Genomic DNA, 16,954 nt, shown 5'->3' on the forward strand with positions numbered 1-16,954 from the left:
CACGATAGAATGGGTTCGACGGGACGTCGGTCGACGGGAGGGACCGGATGGAACTCCTAGAGCGCTTCCTCGGTGGTGACGACGACGATGACGGCGGGAGCGGCGGCTCCGGTGGCGACGACGACATGTTCTTCGAGGACGGCGACGACGACCTCGACGACTTCGGCGGCGACGACTTCGGGGACGACGGCCTCGGATTCGACGACGGCGACGACGGTAGTGCCGCGACCGCCGAACTCGAAGGACGGATCGACGAACTCGAAAACGAGGTCGCCAGCCTCTCTTCGACGGTGAGTACGATCCGAAGCGAGAACGAGGAGATCAGCAACACCGTCGAGGACGTCGAGGAGAACGTCCGCAAACTGCTCGACATCTACGAGATGGTCACCCGCGGCGTCAACCCTTTCGTCGACGACGTGCAGGCCGGGGGCGGCGGCTTCGACGGCGGCGGCGGCCTCGGCCTGTTCGACGACAGCGGCGACGAGGAGGAGGACGACGATCTGGACGACGACATCGCCGGCGCCGAGGCCGAGGACTTCTTCGACGACGACTTCCTGGACGACGGCGACGAGGACGACGACTTCGGCGACTTCGACGAACCCAGCGCCAGCGTTTCGACTACCGAGGATACCATGGCCGATGATTCCGACGACTCCGACGACTCCGGCAAATCGTTCGAGGAACTGAAAAACGAGTACGAGAGCGGCGACGCCGAGTGGGCAGAGGAGGACGACGACTCCGGTGACGCCACCAACGGCGACGCGCTCGACGACGAGCTAGCCGACGACGGGATGGACGATGCTCTCGACGGCATGGACGACGACGGCAGTGACTTCGGGATGGACGACGACTTCGGCGGGATGGACGATGCGTTCGACGGCATGGACGACGACGGCAGTGACTTCGGGATGGACGACGACCTGGACGGGATGGGCGACGACGACGAGGCTGGTGGTGTGGGCGCTGCCGATCCCGATCCCGATCCCGATCCCGATCCAACCCCCGAACCGGAACCAGAACCGGAACCCGAACCGGAGGCCGTGGCCGACGGGTCGGCCGCACAGCCCACGCCAGACACGGACGAAACCGGCGCCGGCGACCTGCAGTTCGCCGCCAACACGCTGATGCAGGGCTCGGGTGCGACGACGACGAAACCCTACCTCGAGACGGTTCCGTCCGGCTACGTGGGTGACCTGCTCGTCATGGAGTGGCTCGAATACCTCGTCGAACAGGGCGACGTGGAGGACGCGGCCCGCGCGGTCGAGTTCTACCGTCGCATCCAGTGGGTCGGCGAGGAAGCCGCGGACGAACTCCGCGACTTCCTGGTGGGCTTCGGTGAGCTCGACGCGGATCGGGAGGTGACCGGTGCCCCGTCGACGCTCACCATCGACCACCACGTCGCCAGCCTCCGCTACATCAGCCGACTGACCGGATCCACCGCCGATTCGGTCGTCTTCGAGTGCTGGAGCGGCGGCGGAGGTGTTCCCTTTGGGCTTTAGCGTCAGCGGATCGGCGGCCATCGTCTTCGTCGGCATCTTCCTCGCCTTCTCGACGGCGTACACGGCGTCGGCCAACGGGTTCGAACGCGTCTCGGACGCCAACTCGGCGGTCGACGAGGAGGCGCTCGAACGCCAGAACACCGCGCTCTCCGTCGCGAACGCCACGTACGACGCCAGCAACGACACGCTCGTCGTCGACGTGGTCAACGAGGGGACGACCACCCTCTCGGTCAACGCGACGGATCTCCTAGTGGACAACACCTACCGCGACGACTACGCAGTGCGGCGTGTCGCTGGCGACAACTCGACCGACCTGTGGCTCCCCGGCGAGCGCCTCCACCTCGAAGTGTCGACCTCGACGCAGCCGAACCGCGTCAAAATCGTCTCCGGCCCCGGCGTGGCCGTCACGGAGGTGCTCTGAATGGCGAGCGTCTCGGCCTCACATCTGATCCTGTTCATCGCGAGTCTGGTCATCGCCGCGGGTGTCGCCGGGACGTTCACACAGGGCGTCTCGCGGCTCAGCCAGGGCATCGACGATCAGAGCCTCGAAGTCGCCGACGAGGTACGGACCGACATCGAGGTGATCAGCGACTCCGGCAGTCCCGTCTACAACAACTCCTCGAAGACGGTGACGCTGCTGGTGAAAAACACCGGCACGTCGACGATTCCAGCGGACTCGCGGTTCATCGAAATCTTACTCGACGGACAGTATCGGACGAACGTCACGGTCACCGTCGTCGACGGCGAGCAGTGGCGGCCGAACAACGTCGTCCGTATCGTGATCAGCAACACCGACCTGTCGGCCGGCGGTGACCACCGCGCGAAACTCATCGTGAACGGTGACGAGGAGGTGTTCAGATTCCGAACATGAGTCAGGCTGGATCCAACTTGCTGTCGCTCGGACTGAAAGATCACGACCGTCTCAACAAGGAACTCGGTGGCGGCGTTCCCCGCGGGAGTATCGTCCTCGCCGAGGGCGATTACGGGGCGGGCAAGAGCGCCATGTCCCAGCGGTTCACCTACGGCTTCTGCGAGGAGGGCCACACCGTCACGTACCTCTCGACGGAGTTGACGACCCGTGGGTTCATCGACCAGATGCACTCGCTGTCGTACGACATGGTCGACCATCTGCTAGACGAGAACGTTCTGTTCCTCCACGCCGACTTCGACACCGGTGGGGCACTCTCGGACGAGGGGGAGGGCGAACGCAAGGAACTCCTCAAGCGCCTGATGAACGCGGACGTGATGTGGAACTCGGAGGTGATCGTGATCGACACGTTCGACGCCATCCTCCGCAACGACCCGAAGTTCGAGGCGCTGGTCCGCCAGAACGAGGAGCGACAGGCCGCCCTCGAGATCATCGGCTTCTTCCGCGACGTGATCTCGCAGGGCAAGATCATCGTCTTGACCGTCGACCCCTCGACGGTCGACGAGGAGGCCATCGGCCCCTTCCGCTCCATCGCCGACGTGTTCCTCGAACTCGAGATGGTCGAAGTCGGCAACGACGTGCGCCGCCAGATTTCGGTCAAGCGGTTCGCGGGCATGGGACAGCAGGTCGGAGACACCATCGGCTACTCCGTCCGTTCGGGGACGGGGATCGTCATCGAAAGTCGTAGTGTCGCATAATGACAGAACTCGGAACCGCCACCCCCTCGGACGAACTCAAGCAGATCGCGGCCAACCGGCCACATCTCCGCGATCATCTCAAGAAGTTCAAGCAGATCACCGGCGAGTTCCCCATGCTCATCGACGAACCCACGAGCGAGTACGAAACGAGCCGACCGAACGTCCTCTACCCCATCGGCGGCCCGATCTACTGTCACATCTACGGCGACCTCGGGCAGGATATGAAGTACTACGCCATCGAGCCGTCGCTCTCGGGCGACGAGCAGAGCCTGTTCTCGAAGATCCGGGACGAACTGCTCGACCGAAGCGTCAGCAAGGCCGTCCCCGAAGAGGAGTCGGAGTACGACGACCGCATCGAGGAACTCCTCGAGGAGACGACGACCATCGAACGGGACCGGAGCGGCCTGCGCTACTGGATCGACCGGCTCCTCGATTTCCTCGGTCTCGGCAATATCCGTGTCAGCGAGCAGACTTACGAGAACATCCGCTACCGGCTCAATCGCGACATCGTCGGGCTCGGACCGCTCGAACCCGTCATGCGCGACCCGGCCAACGAGGACATTCACGTCATCGGCCCCCACCAGTGCTACGTCGACCACGGCACCTACGGCCTGATCGAGACGACCGTCGACTTCGGGACGCCCGAACAGTTCGACTCGTGGATTCGGAGCATGGGCGAGCGCATCGGCGACCCCGTCTCCGACTCCAACCCCATCGTGGACTCCACGCTCCCGGACGGCTCCCGTCTCAACGTCATCTACTCCGACGACGTGAGCGTGCAGGGGCCGAGCCTCACCATCCGGCAGGGCGACGAGACGCCGCTCTCGATCAACCAGATCACCAAGTGGGGGACGCTCTCGCCCGAACTCGTCGCCTACCTCTGGCTCTGTCTGGAGAACGAACAGACGGTGTTCGTCGTCGGCGAGACGGCGTCCGGGAAGACGACGACACTCAACTCCATCATGTCGTTCATCCCGCGGGACTCGAAGATCTACACCGCGGAGGACACCGCCGAGGTGCTCCCGCCCCACGATACGTGGCAGCAGTTGCTCACCCGCGAGGGTGGCGCCGAGGAGGATTCGGACGTGGACATGTTCGACCTCGTCGCCGCAGCCCTGCGGTCGCGCCCCGACTACATCATCGTGGGTGAGGTTCGTGGCGAGGAGGGTCGGATGGCCTTCCAGGCAGCCCAGACCGGTCACCCGGTGATGCTCACCTTCCACGCCAGCGACATCGTCTCGATGATCCAGCGGTTCACCGGCGACCCGATCAACGTCCCCGAGACGTTCATGGACAACGCCGACGTGGCACTGTTCCAGAACCGGGTGAAACAGGGAGACGACGTCCTCCGTCGGGTGACCAGCGTCCAGGAGATCGAGGGCTACTCGAAGGAGATGGACGGTGTCGTCACCCGGCAGGTGTTCAGTTGGGACCCCGTCGAGGACGAGATCGTCTTCCAGGGGATGAACAACTCCTACGTCCTCGAAGAACAGATCGCGACCCTCCTCGGTTACGCCGACACGCGCGACATCTACGACGACCTCGACTTCCGCGCCCGACTCGTCGAGCGCATGATCGAGGAGAACATCCTCGGGTACCACGAGGTCAACGAGGCCATCAAGTCGTTCCAGCGGGACGGCGTCGAGGGCCTTCCCTTCGACATCCACAAATAATGGCGTCCGAACCTGCCGCAGAGAGCGGAAACGACATCACCGCCTCGGAGACGCTCGCGTCCATCGTCGACGCGTACGAGCGCATGGACATGGAGATGTCGCGGTACATCTTCCTCATCGTCCTCCCGTCGCTCGTGTTCTTCGCCGGGACCGTCGCTGTCGCGGTTTTCGTCGACCTGCCGCTCTCCGTTCGCCTCCCCATCCCGTTGCTGGGCGGGCTCGTCCTCTTCGCGGCCATCGCGTATCCCAAGCTCCTCGTGAGTCAGGAGCGCGTCGAGATGGAGAACCAGTACCACCTCATGATGACCCACATGACGGTGCTGTCGACGACGAACATCGACCGCATGGAGGTGTTCCGCAAACTCGGGGAAGAGAAAGAGTACGGCGCGCTCTCCGCCGAGATCAACCGCGTCGTCCAGCTCGTCGACACGTGGAATCAGAGCCTCGACGACGCCTGCCGTCGGCGCGCCCGCCGCATTCCGAGTGAACCCCTCTCGGACTTCTTCGACCGCCTCGCCTACACCGTCAACGCCGGGCAGGAACTCAGCGAGTTCCTCCTCAGCGAACAGCAGGTGATGATACAGAACTACGTGACGATGTACGAGAGCACCCTCGACAATCTCGAAGTCATGAAAGACCTCTACCTGTCGATGGTGCTGTCGATGACGTTCGCGCTGGTGTTCGCCATCGTTCTCCCCATCCTGACGGGGACGAACCCGAGCATGACCGTCGGCGCCGTCATCGTCCTCTACGGCTTCGTCCAGACCGGCTTTTTCCTCATCATCCGGACGATGTCGCCGTACGACCCGCTCTGGTACTACCCGGACGACGTGCGCCCGGAGGGTGAGTGGTCGATGATCGGCAGCCTCGTCGCCGGTGGCGTGCTCTCGGTCGTCCTGATCATCCTCGTCGCCGGCGACCTGTTCGGCATCGGGCCCGGCCTGACCGACCTGCTCCCCGTCTCGTCGCTTCCCCGACCAATCTATCTGGCCATCCCCGTCACGCCGCTTGCGATTCCGGGCATCGTGTTTCGAGTAGAGGAGGAGCGCATCAAGGCCCGCGACGACGAGTTCCCGAGTTTCATCCGGGCGCTCGGTGCGAGCGAGACGGCGAAACAGTCCACGACCACGGCCGTGCTCAAGACGCTCCGGAAGAAGGACTTCGGTCCACTCACCGACGACGTGGACGACCTGTTCAAACGCCTGAACATGCGGCTCGAACCGGACCGTGCCTGGCAGTATTTCACGGCCAACACGCGTTCGTATCTCATCCAGAAGTTCAGCGAGATGTATCTCGTCGGCAGACAGATGGGGGGCGAGCCCAAACAACTGGGCGAACTCATCAGCCAGAATATGAATCACGTCAACCAGCTCAGACAGCAACGCGAGCAGGCGACGGTCACGATGATCGGCCTGCTGTACGGGATCACAGCGGCCTCCTCCTTCGCCTTCTTCATCGGCTTCAAGATCGTCGACATCCTCGCGGAGATGTCGCTCGACCTCGGCACGAGTTCCCAGATGAACGTGGGCAAACTCATCCACACCGAGGTGTACGACCTTCCATTCATCCAGTTTCTCCTCCTCGGTGTGGTGATGATCAACGCCGTCCTCTCGTCACTCATCATCCGCACCGTCGACGGCGGCCACAAGGCCAACGCACTCCTCCATTTCGTGATGCTGACGTGGATCGGCTGTGTCGTCGCCGTCCTGACCATGTCCGTCGTGGGAGGGTTGCTGAATGTCTGAACGCGTCATCGCGGACTTCGTCGGTCGCTTCTTCATGACCGACATGAGCCGCGAGGATCCGGTCCGCGGGCGTATCATCATGAGCCCGAAGCGGCTCGTCCTCGTCGGCGACGACCACAAGATAACCGTCCCGACGTCGTCGATGTTCGACATCGCCGTCGGGCACGTCCCGCCAGAGATGCGCGGGTTCTTCAACGACTCCGTCACCATCGCTTACCGTGGCGACGAGGGGCGTCGCATGGCCGTCGTCGAGGCCGAGAGCGACACGGTCGACAAGTTCGCGACGATCCTGTTCAAGGCCCACCTGAACGGCCGCACGGTGACGGTCGAACACCCCGCACGGCGTGGGGGACGGGTCGTCGACTCCGCCGTCCAGAAGGCCAAACTCACCGTCGACGACGGCGCCCTCGCCTTCTCCGGTCCCGACGTGGACTTCGCCATCGATCTGGCGACCGTGACGGATTTCGAGAAGGAGACGCGGACGCTCGGCGGCGAGAGCCGCCCCGCGCTGTCCGTCCGGCACGTCCCGGGAACCACCGCACTCGTCTCGGTCGTCGCCCTTCCCTCCGAACGGGTGATGAACCTCCTCGGTCGCTACTTCCGCCTGGAGTACAGCGACATCGTCGAGGACCTGCAGGACATCTCCCTCTCCGACGAGGAAGTGCAGGTGCTCGTGGCCATCTACTCCGCCGGCGAGGGCGTCGATCCGCTCGAAGTCGTCGCCGCCGACGCCAGTCGAACGACGATGGTCCTGAACGGCCTCCGCGAGAAAGGGCTCGTCGTCGACGGCGACGAGGGGACGGCGCTGACGCCCAAAGGCCGGGTCGTCGTCAACAGCCGTCTCGAAGAGATCAACTCGTGACGACTCCGATCGCACGGGCTGTCGGTGGCGAGCGATACGATTATACGCCGGCAGTGTCCGCTACGGTCTAGCCGATGGTCTCGCGGTGGCAGTGCCGACACTGTTCGTTCACGCTCTGGGCAGCGAACAGTGACGCCGCCGCCGACCCCGTCGCCACCCACTTGCTGCAACACGCCGCGTCGAACCTGACGAACGACGGCGTCCGGACGGCGTGGCGCTGTCCGTACTGTGACACCCAGGGGCAGACCTACGCTGGCGACGGCGCGGTCGAGGCGTTCAAATCCCACCTGTTCGAGCACGAAACGCTGGAGACTGGCGTCCACATGGCCGACGCTATCGGCAGGACCGGCAGCGCCCTGCTGATCGTGCCCACCGACGGCGCCGCCGCGGCCAACGCTCGCACGCACTTCCTCTCGCGCGGCGACGACGTACTGATCGTCACGGCGAGTCCAGCCGCGCGGCTTCGGCTGCTCGACGAGACGCTCGACTCGTGGCCCACGTCGACGAGGATCCTCACGACGGCCGCCGACCCGCTGGCGTCGACGGGGATCGACCCCGCGGCCGTTCCGCTGGAAATCGTGACGATCGATCGGCGTCCCGACCTGAGCGGCCTCGGCGAGACGCTCGCGTCGACGCTCTCGTCCCGGCGAGCCGACGGGACACTCGTCGTCGAGTTCGACATTCTCTCGGAGCTCCTCGCCACCTTCGAGTTGCAGACCGTGTTCCGCTTTCTCCACCTCCTTCTGTCGCGTCTCGATCAGGAGGACGCGCTCTCGCAGTTCTATCTCGATCCACGACGCCACCAGCGGGCGAGTATCAACGTCCTGGAGAAGGCGTTCGACCTGTCTATCAGGTCGAAGGGCACGGTGTTCACGGCCGAGCCCAACGACTGAGTGCCCTACTGGTCGTTCATCGCCTCGCTGGCGATGTTGCGCCCGCGGGCGTTGAGCGCGACCTCGCGGCGGACGCGGATCTCCTCGACCACTTCGAGTTCGATGAGCCGGTCGAACACTTCCTCCACCTCGTCCACGTCCATCCCGAGGAAGTCGGGAATTTCGAACGGCGAGACGCCCGAGTACAGCGCCATCAACACTTCGTTCTGGCGCTCGGTGAGGTCGACACCGATCTCGCTTCGGCTCTCGCCTTTCCGGAGCAGGGTTTCGAGGATCGAACACCGACGCGACGACCCGGAGATGTACGTCTGGACGCTGGTTCCCTCCTCGCTGTGTTCGACCTCCAGCACCTGTCGTTTCTCGTCTTTGACCGAGCGTTCGTTCGCCTCCATCGACCCGATGTCGTCGAGGTCGATCTCCACGAACGAGCCGTCGGCGATGGCGAGGTCGACGGCGCCCTCCTCGATTTTCAGCCGGGCTTTCTCCCACTCGGCGTCGGTGACGACGCCGCCCTCGACGGCCGGATGGCGCGCGAGGATGACCTTCCGGTCGAGGAGCGCCCGGTACAGCATCCGCTCGAACGACTCGGGCTCTTTCGCGGAGACGAGTACTACGTCCTCGGTCGCCAGCTGGAGGCTCACGTAGCCCGACACCTTCGCCACCAGTTGGTTCACGTCGGTCCGACCCTCCAGGCTCTCGATTTTGGAGAGCGGGATGGTCCGCTTGCCGCCGTTGCCCGCGAGGATCAGCCGCTTGTTCGACAGCAGGATTCGCCCGCCGGTCCACTCCGCGTCGTTCAGTTCGCGGCCGTCCTTGACGACCTGCGTGAACTTCCCGCGCGTGTCGACGACTTTTCGCTCGCCCTCGCTCATCGACGCCCTCCGAGTTTCGACAGTGCCGCGAACGCCTGTTTGCGAACCTCCTCGTCGTCGGTGCGGTCGAGCATGTTCTCCAGTCGGTCACGGGCGCGCTCGCCACCCACCTTCCCGAGGACGAACACCGCCTTCGACTGGGCGGTCTCCGAACACTCCGCGTCTTCCAGCAGGTCGAGCAGTTCGCGCTCGACCGTCTCGCCGCCGAGTTCGACGAGGCTCGTCGCCGCGAACTGGGCGGTCGTGCCGTCGTCGGCTTCGAGCGCGTCGATCAGGGCCACCACGGCGTCCTCGTACCCCTCGTCGCCGCCGACCCGGCCGAGGAGCCACGCCACGTTGCGCCGCTCGCGGGGCTGCCGGCTCTGCTCCAGCAACTCGACGAGCGGGTCGACGACGCTCCGGTCGGCCGACTCCAGCCGATCGACGATGGTCTCGCGGATGCGGTGACTCTGTTCCGTCGGCGCCGCCGCGAGCAACTCGACGATGGAGAAGACGGCCGCCCGCCGGACCACGTCGCTGTCGTCGTCGAGCGCTTCGATCAGTGGGTCGATGGCCTCCGGCCCCTGATAGCCGCCGAGCGCCATGACGGCCGCGTAGCGCACCTCGTCGTTGTCGTCGTCGACGGCGTCGAGTAGCGGCGAGAGCGCCCGGCTGGTGCCGATAGCGGCCAGCGCGTCGGCGGCTTCGCGGCGCACGTGGCCGACCGGGTCGCCGAGGCGCGCCGCGAGCGCGTCAGCCGCCGACTCGTCGCCGATGGCGCCGCACGCTCGTGCCGCGCGGGCCCGAACCCGCGGGTTCGGGTCGTCGAGCGTCTCGACCAGCGCCGGGAGCGCCCCGGCGTCACCGAGTCCCCGGAGCGCGTTGGCGGCCGCCATTCGGAGTTCCGGCCGGTCGGCCGAGAGCGTCTTGACGAACGCCTCGGCGCGCACCCAGTCGGCGCCGTCGGAATCGACCCCGGCCATCTCGGTCACCAGCCGTTCGATGGCGTCCGGGCCGATGGCGTCGAGGGCGTCGATGGCGGCGCCCCGAACTTCCTCGTCGTCGTCCTCCTGGGCCACCCGTACCAGCGCGTCGACCGCCTGTGGTTCGTCGTCGACCACGTCACCCAGAATCTTGGCCGCCCGTTTCCGGATCGACGGCGAGTCGCTGAGCTTCAGGTGGTCGAGCAGCGAATCCACGTCGCCGTCCTTCTCGAGCTGGTAGAGCGACATGTTACGTTCGTCGGTAGACGCGTCGCCGTTTGTCGACCGTTTCGACTGTCTCCCGGCTCTCCCGCGGCAGCGTCTCCGTCATCCCGATGACGAGGTAGCCCCCCTCGCGGAGCGAGGAGAGGACGGTGTCGACGACCGCTCGCTTCGACTCCGTGTTGATGTAGATGAGGAGATTCCGACAGAGGACGAGATCGACGTCCCGTTTCGGCGCGTCCGCGATGAGATCGTGCTGTTCGAAGGTGACCAGATCTTTCACGTTCTGCTGGACGACGAACGTGTCGCCGTCGCGGTCGACGTACCGCTCGGCGTCGTCGAGCGGTTCGAGTTCGGACGCCACGTCCCGGGTCTTGGTCGTCTGGTAGACGCCCTCGCGGGCCCGGTCGAGTACGTCGGCGTTGATGTCGGTTCCGACGATCTCCAGTCGGCGCGTCTGGATCTCGTCGTCGTCGAGCGCGAGCATCGCGAGCGAGTAGGGTTCGCGGCCGTCCGAGCAAGGGGCGCTCCACACCCGCGTTCGACCGTGGTCGGCCGTCACTTCCCGGAGCGCCTCGCGGATCGGCTCCCACGCCTCCGGATTGCGGTAGAAACTGGTGACGTTGATCGAGAGGGAGTCGAGGAGTTCCGTCGGCTCCTCGGGGTCCGAGCGCACGAGGCCGAGATACTCGTCGTAGCTCTCCACGTCGCGGCGCCGCATCCGGGCGGAGATCCGCCGGTCCAGATACGACTCGTTGTAGTACGAGGACTCGAAGTCGAGTTCTGCGGAGAGGTGAGCGAGCAACTGCTGGAACGCCTCGTCTTCGGTGGTTGGGTTCGGGCTCATTGGATCAGAGCGTCACCACGTCGAGGATGGGAACGATGTTGCCGTCGCCGAGGACGGCCGTCCCGCTGAGACCGGGGATGCCGCTCAGCACACCCTCCAGTGGCTTGACGACGACCTCCTCCTGTTTGTTCACGGCGTCACAGCGGAGTGCGGTCCGGCGTTCCGACTTCCGGATGCGGAGGAGCATACTGTCACCGTTGGCCGTCTGGCCGGGCACATCGAGTTCGGACGCGAGGTCGACGACCGGGTAGATCTCCTCGTCGTGTTCGATCATCGGCTGGTCGTTGATCGTCTCGACCGTCGGCATCCGGCTCACCTCGTCGATGTTCTTGATCGGGACGCCGTACTCCTCGTTACCGACCTCGATGAAGAGCACCTTGACGATGGCGACGGTCACCGGGAGTCGCAGGGTGACGGTCGTCCCCTCGCCTTTCTCGCTCTCGACGTTGACCGAGCCGTCCAGCTGTTTGACCGTGCTGTGGACGACGTCCATCCCGACGCCTCGGCCGCTCACGTCGGTCACCTCGTCGGCGGTGGAGAAGCCGGGGTGGAAGACGAGGTCGTACACCTCCGTATCTTCCATCGCGTCGAGTTCGGCCTCCGTGCGCACGCCCTTCTCCAGCGCCTTCCGCCGGAGTTCGTCCACGTCGAGGCCGCGGCCGTCGTCCTCGACAGTGACGGTGACGTGATCGCGCTCGCGGCTCGCCCGGAGTTCGATGGTGCCTTCCCGATCTTTGCCCGCCGCCTCCCGCTCCGCGGGCGGTTCGATCCCGTGATCCACCGCGTTCCGCAGGATGTGCATCAGCGGGTCGCTGATCTCGGTGAGGATGGTGCGGTCGAGTTCGATGTCCTGCCCTTCCATCCGGAAGTCGATCTCCTTCTCCTGTTCGCGAGCCAGGTCGCGGACCAGCCGCGGGAACTTGCTGATCACCTTCCGCATCGGGATCAGCCGCATATCCATCACCGTATTCTGGAGGTTGCCGGTGATCTTGTCGAGTTCCCCGAGCGTGTCGGTCGCGCTCCCCACGTCGCCGTCGCCGACGGCGCGCCGGAGCTTGATCCGGCTGGTGACGAGCTGTTCGACCAGCCCGTGCAGGTCGTCGAGTTGGTCCACGTCGACCCGGACGGAGCTGATCTCGCGGGAGGACCCGTTGCTCTCGCCGGTCTTGCCGCCCGTGTCGCTGTCGCTGCCGCTGTCGTCGCTCTCGGCGTCGTCCGCCTGCGTGTCGTCGGCGTCGGGCTCCGTGCTCGCGGTGTCGGACTCGCCGTTTGCCGCCTCGTCGCTCCCCGCCTGTGATAGCGTGGCGCCGTCGATGGCGGAGACGCGGTCGAGCGTCGCTCGCAGTTCGTCGGCGGTCGTCGAGGCGACGACCAGATCGAAGCCGCCCTCGTACTCGCCGTCCTCGATGGCGTCGGGTTCGGGCGTGGCGGAGACGAGGTCGCACTCTTCCCGGATGGCTTCGAGGACGAGCATCCCGTCGACGCCTTTCATCTCCGTGTCCCCGATTTCGACGGTCACATCGAAGGTGTCCACTTGGCCGGTTTCCGCGTCCGCCGCCGCGGTATCGTCGGCGGCGGTGGCGTCGCCGCCCGTCGCCCCACCGTTCTCGATGACGGTGCGGATATCCTCCTCCAGATCACCGGTCTCTACGTCGACGGTCCCGTCCTCGTCGATGGATTCGACGGCGAGTTCGAGGCGGTCGACGCCCGCGAACACCAGGTCCATCACCTCGGGTGTCACCGCCATCTCGTCCTCGCGGAGTTCGTCGAGGAGGTCCTCGATGGCGTGGGCGAGGTCGCTGGCCTCGTCGTACCCCATCGCCCCGAAGTTCCCCTTCAGGGTGTGGGCCGTGCGGAAGATGTCGTCCATCGCCTCCTGATCGTCGGGGTCGGACTCCAGTGCCAGCAGGGAGTTGTTGAGGTCGGTCAGCTGCTCTTCGCTCTCGTGGACGAACGCCTGTACGTACTCTTCGGTCATGCGTTAACCTCCAGTCGGGTGGCATCGAGGATGCCGTCGGGGACTTCGTCGTCGGGCAGTACGTCGTCGACCGATCCCAGTTCGATGGCCCGCTTGGGCATACCGAACACCGCCGACGATGCCTCGTCTTGGGCGATGACGTGGCCGCCGGCGTCCTTGATCGCCCGGGCGCCTTCGGCGCCGTCGGCGCCCATGCCGGTGAGGACGACACCGACGAGCGGGCCGTCGATGGTCTCGGCCGCCGAGCGCATCGTCACGTCGGCGGCGGGGCGCACGCCGTGTTCCGGCGGGTCCTCGGTCAGTTTCGTCCGGAGCCGCCCCCCGCCGGCGCCCGCGATGACGAGGTGTTTGCCGCCCGGAGCGACCAGCGCCTCGCCGCCACCGATGCGGTCGCCGTCGGTCGCTTCGCGGACGTCGTACTCGCTCGCTGCGTCGAGGCGGTCGGCGAACCGCCCGGTGAACGCGTCGGGCATGTGCTGGACGACGATGATCCGAAAGTCGGCGTCCCGGGGGAGCGCCCCCACGACCCGTTCGACGACCGTCGGCCCGCCCGTCGAGGAGGCGATTAGCACCGTCGCTCCCTCCTCGTAGTCACCGGCTGTGGTCGACGGTTCGGCCGTCGACTGCGTCGCCCGGGACGGGGCCGAGGAACCGGCTCCCCGGCCGCCGCTCACGTCCGCGCCGGCGACGGCTTTCACCTTGCGGACGAGTTGGTCTTCCTTGCTCGACATCCGCGTACTGACTTCGCCGCCGGGTTTGGTGAAGAAGTCGACCGCCCCCTTCTCCAGCGCCTCGAAGGTTACGTCGGCGCCGTCCGCAGTGTGGGCGCTGAGCATCAGGATCGGCGTGGGACGCTTGGCCATGATTCGCTCGACGGCTTCCAGCCCGTCGACATCGGGCATCTGCAGGTCCATCGTCACCACGTCCGGCTCGTGTTCGAGGACGGCGTCGACCGCTTCGGCACCGTCGGCGGCCGTGTCGACGACGCTCACGCCACCGTTTTCGAGCATGTCGGAGAGCATCGTCCGCATGAAATGCGAGTCGTCGACGACGACAGCGCGCGTCGATCCGCTCATCGACGCGTGGCCCCTCCGTCATTCGACTGTCTCGTCGCGACGGTCTGAGGCGGCCCGCCGATTCCGGGGGGGATTCGTCCGATCATACGTTGGTCACTCGTTTCCCTAGCGGTGAAATAAATACACCGGCACGGTTATCAGAACGGATAATGCGACCAGTACGCTTAATGTACGATTCGTCCTCTCGTAGAGTATGCAAACTCGCGACGGGACGAGGGAACGTGACCGTGCCGAACGGGAGGTCGACCGATGAGCGAGACGGCAGCACGCGCCCGCACCGTTCAGCTCCTCGAGTTCGAACTCGGCTCCGAGGCGTACGCGGTCGACATCGCGCACGTCGCCGAAATCGTCGACGTGAACGATCTCACGGTCGTTCCCAACTCGGCCCCCCACGTCGAGGGTGTAATGGATCTCCGCGGTAAGACGACGACAATCATCGATCCGAAAACTGTCTTCGGCATCGGCGGCGGTGGCGACGGCAAACGGATCGTGGTGTTCGACCGTGACCTGACGGCCAACGGGAAGTCGATCGGCTGGATCGTCGACGAAGTCGATCAGGTCGTCGAGGTCGAACCGGACGACGTGGAGTCGTCGCCCGTCGACGACGCCGACGACGCGGTCCGTGGCGTCATCAAACGCGACGGCGATTTCGTCATCTGGGTCCGCCCGACGGTCCTCGATGTGTAGCCTCAGCGTCCCCTCGGGGACTGCCCACGATGACGCGCTGGATCACACTGAACACGTATCACCGACGATAATTCGGCCAATAGCTTCATATACGTCGAGTCGGACCGAACAGTCGAAGAAACACCGGCGGGACGCCGATTCAGGCGCGCTTCGGTGGCTCGGTGGTCCGCCGGTCACAACGATTCCCGACCGTCCACGCGCCTCCCAAGGACTCCGATCATGACGCCCACGCTCTCAGACGCGACGGTGCTCATCGTAGACGACGAGCAGTCGCTAGCGGATCTGTACGCCTACTGGATCGACGAGTTTGCCGAGGCACACACCGCCTACGACGGGACGGAAGCGCTGGAGAAACTGGACGACTACGTCGACGTGATGTTGCTCGACCGCCGGATGCCCGGCCTGTCGGGCGACGAAGTTGTCGACGAGGTGGAAAAGCAGGGCCTCGACGTGCGGATCGTCATGGTGACGGCGGTCGACCCGGGCTTCGACATCGTCGACATGGGTATCGACGACTACCTGATCAAGCCCGTCGATCAGCCCGAACTCGTCGACACCGTCGAGCGGATGATGGTTCGGAGCACCTACGACGATCAGCTTCAGGAGAAGTTCCAGCTCGTCGAGAAGAAAGTGACGCTCGAAGCGGCGAAGACGCCCCACGAACTCGAGGAGAGCGAGGAGTACACCGAACTGAACCGTCGGCTGGAGGCCATCGAGCGTGACCTCGATTCGGCCGTCGAGGAGTTCGACGAAAACGACTTCACCGTCGCCTTCCGGGAACTGCCCGACGGCGGCCCGGTCGATTCGACCGAGGGCTAGTCGGGTTATCGGACGACCGTCACCGGCACCGGCGACCGTCGGACGACCGATTCGGCCACGCTCCCGAGCAACACGCGAGTGACACCCTGTCGGCCGTGACTCCCGATGACGATGCTGTCGATATCGTTGTTCTCTGCCCACTCCACGATGGCCCGGGACGGCATGCCGATCACCGTCTCCGTCGTCAGTTCCATCCCGTGCTCCGCGGCGCGGGCCTTCGCGTCTTCGAGGACCTTCTCGGTGCGTTCCTCGGCGGAGTCCTGCAGATGTTCGAACGTACTCGGCGCCGCCTCGATGGAGCCGTAGCCCACGTCCGTGGGGTCGATGACCGAGAGCGCCGTGATGTCGGCGTCGGGGTACTCTTCGAGGGCGAATTCGAGCGCGGCATCTGCAGGGTCCGATCCGTCTACCGGAACGAGTAGTCGTTTCGCCATGCCGTACCGTCCGCACGACACCCCCGTAAGCGTAGGGGATAGCTCCCCACCGGTGGGAACGGCAGCCGAGCGGGATAGTCAGGTTTTCGTAGGATGGCCCGCAACCCCCGGTATGGGAAGCCATCGTTCCGTCTCGCGACGCGGATTTCTGACGACCGTCGCGGGCACAGCGGCGACGGCGGCCGCCGCCGGAACCGCCACGGCGCAGGCGTCGTTCGGCGGGTGGATGAGCGACGTGGGCAACTACAGCGAGGTCACCGACGCGACCGGCCAGAGTGAAGTGACGATCACGGTCGGTGCGTCCGGTAATGGCGGGAACTTCGCGTTCGGCCCGCCGGCCGTCCAGGTCGATCCCGGGACGACAATCATCTGGGAGTGGAACGGCGAAGGCGGCCAACACAACGTCGTCGCCGAGGAAGGTGGCGAGTTCGAGAGCGAACTCACCGCCGAAGCCGGCTTCACGTTCGAACAGACCTTCGAGTCCGAAGGTGTGATCAAGTACTTCTGCCAGCCCCACCGCGCGCTCGGCATGAAAGGCGTCGTCGTCGTCGGCGCGATGCCCGACTCCGGCGGCGGTGGCGGCGGTGGTGGCGGTGGCGGCGGCGGCGGTGGCGGCGGTGGCGGCGCTCCGGCCGTCCCCGACAGCGCCAAATCCCTCGCCCTCGCCCTGACGGCCGCGCTGGTGTCCGTACTCGGACTGGCCTACTTCTTCATCCGCTACGGCGGCGACTACGGCGAAGAGTTCGAGAGCGCCTGAGC

General features: G+C 65.5%; 17 protein-coding genes. 11 read left to right on the forward strand and 6 right to left on the reverse strand.

The window, feature by feature from the left end:
- Positions 1-47: 47 nt before the first annotated feature.
- The 8 genes from DU502_RS07920 (at position 48) to DU502_RS07955 (ending at position 8,298) form a co-directional block, all read left to right on the forward strand.
- The gene (locus tag DU502_RS07920) at positions 48-1,499 is read left to right on the forward strand and encodes a FlaD/FlaE family flagellar protein (RefSeq protein WP_121918849.1); all 1,452 of its coding nucleotides are present in this window, start codon (positions 48-50) and stop codon (positions 1,497-1,499) included.
- Positions 1,480-1,920 (forward strand): fla cluster protein FlaF, encoded by a 441-nt coding sequence (locus DU502_RS07925; RefSeq protein WP_394338912.1) that lies wholly within the window; start codon positions 1,480-1,482, stop codon positions 1,918-1,920. The genes DU502_RS07920 and DU502_RS07925 overlap by 20 nt, the downstream gene beginning before the upstream one ends.
- Positions 1,921-2,370, forward strand: coding sequence for a flagellar protein G (locus tag DU502_RS07930; RefSeq protein ID WP_121918851.1), 450 nt, complete (start codon positions 1,921-1,923; stop codon positions 2,368-2,370).
- Complete coding sequence (locus tag DU502_RS07935; RefSeq protein ID WP_121918852.1) at positions 2,367-3,125, forward strand: ATPase domain-containing protein; 759 nt, start codon at positions 2,367-2,369, stop codon at positions 3,123-3,125. The genes DU502_RS07930 and DU502_RS07935 overlap by 4 nt, the downstream gene beginning before the upstream one ends.
- Entirely contained in the window at positions 3,125-4,798 is a 1,674-nt protein-coding gene (locus DU502_RS07940; RefSeq protein ID WP_121918853.1) for a type II/IV secretion system ATPase subunit, read from the forward strand. The genes DU502_RS07935 and DU502_RS07940 overlap by 1 nt, the downstream gene beginning before the upstream one ends.
- Positions 4,798-6,543, forward strand: a complete 1,746-nt coding sequence (gene flaJ / locus DU502_RS07945) for an archaellar assembly protein FlaJ (protein WP_121918854.1) — start codon at positions 4,798-4,800, stop codon at positions 6,541-6,543. Before DU502_RS07940 ends, flaJ begins: the two co-directional genes overlap by 1 nt.
- A complete protein-coding gene (locus DU502_RS07950; RefSeq protein ID WP_121918855.1) occupies positions 6,536-7,405 on the forward strand; it encodes a CheF family chemotaxis protein in 870 nt (289 codons plus the stop codon). Before flaJ ends, DU502_RS07950 begins: the two co-directional genes overlap by 8 nt.
- Positions 7,406-7,479: 74 nt before the next feature.
- Positions 7,480-8,298, forward strand: a complete 819-nt coding sequence (locus DU502_RS07955) for a DUF7504 family protein (RefSeq protein WP_121918856.1) — start codon at positions 7,480-7,482, stop codon at positions 8,296-8,298.
- A gap of 5 nt (positions 8,299-8,303) precedes the next feature.
- On the opposite strand, the gene DU502_RS07960 is transcribed toward DU502_RS07955, so the two are convergent.
- The 5 genes from DU502_RS07960 to DU502_RS07980 are packed head-to-tail and all read right to left on the reverse strand — an operon-like array spanning position 8,304 to position 14,255.
- Positions 8,304-9,170 carry a CheF family chemotaxis protein gene (locus DU502_RS07960; RefSeq protein ID WP_121918857.1) on the reverse strand — a complete coding sequence of 289 codons (867 nt, stop codon included), beginning with the start codon at positions 9,168-9,170 and terminating at the stop codon, positions 8,304-8,306.
- Positions 9,167-10,381, reverse strand: a complete 1,215-nt coding sequence (locus tag DU502_RS07965; RefSeq protein ID WP_121918858.1) for a HEAT repeat domain-containing protein — start codon at positions 10,379-10,381, stop codon at positions 9,167-9,169. The genes DU502_RS07960 and DU502_RS07965 overlap by 4 nt, the downstream gene beginning before the upstream one ends.
- Before the next feature lies 1 nt (position 10,382).
- Positions 10,383-11,201 (reverse strand): CheR family methyltransferase, encoded by an 819-nt coding sequence (locus DU502_RS07970; protein ID WP_121918859.1) that lies wholly within the window; start codon positions 11,199-11,201, stop codon positions 10,383-10,385.
- 4 nt (positions 11,202-11,205) lie between these two features.
- Positions 11,206-13,179: a chemotaxis protein CheA gene (cheA, locus tag DU502_RS07975; RefSeq protein ID WP_121918860.1), complete on the reverse strand. Its 1,974-nt coding sequence runs from the start codon at positions 13,177-13,179 to the stop codon at positions 11,206-11,208.
- Positions 13,176-14,255 (reverse strand): protein-glutamate methylesterase/protein-glutamine glutaminase, encoded by a 1,080-nt coding sequence (locus tag DU502_RS07980; RefSeq protein ID WP_121918861.1) that lies wholly within the window; start codon positions 14,253-14,255, stop codon positions 13,176-13,178. Before DU502_RS07980 ends, cheA begins: the two co-directional genes overlap by 4 nt.
- Before the next feature lie 249 nt (positions 14,256-14,504).
- On the opposite strand from DU502_RS07980, the gene DU502_RS07985 reads away from it, so the two are divergent.
- Entirely contained in the window at positions 14,505-14,942 is a 438-nt protein-coding gene (locus DU502_RS07985) for a chemotaxis protein CheW (RefSeq protein WP_121918862.1), read from the forward strand.
- 219 nt (positions 14,943-15,161) lie between these two features.
- Positions 15,162-15,761 (forward strand): HalX domain-containing protein, encoded by a 600-nt coding sequence (locus DU502_RS07990; protein WP_121918863.1) that lies wholly within the window; start codon positions 15,162-15,164, stop codon positions 15,759-15,761.
- Between the two features lie 5 nt (positions 15,762-15,766).
- Here DU502_RS07990 and DU502_RS07995 read toward each other — a convergent pair whose 3' ends face one another.
- Positions 15,767-16,195: a universal stress protein gene (locus DU502_RS07995; protein ID WP_121918864.1), complete on the reverse strand. Its 429-nt coding sequence runs from the start codon at positions 16,193-16,195 to the stop codon at positions 15,767-15,769.
- A 112-nt stretch (positions 16,196-16,307) separates the two neighbouring features.
- Between DU502_RS07995 and DU502_RS08000 the strand changes: the two genes are divergently transcribed.
- Complete coding sequence (locus DU502_RS08000; RefSeq protein WP_121918865.1) at positions 16,308-16,952, forward strand: halocyanin domain-containing protein; 645 nt, start codon at positions 16,308-16,310, stop codon at positions 16,950-16,952.
- The last annotated feature ends 2 nt before the right edge of the window (positions 16,953-16,954 follow it).

This window comes from Haloplanus aerogenes (assembly GCF_003856835.1).
Classification (GTDB): Archaea; Halobacteriota; Halobacteria; order Halobacteriales; family Haloferacaceae; genus Haloplanus; species Haloplanus aerogenes.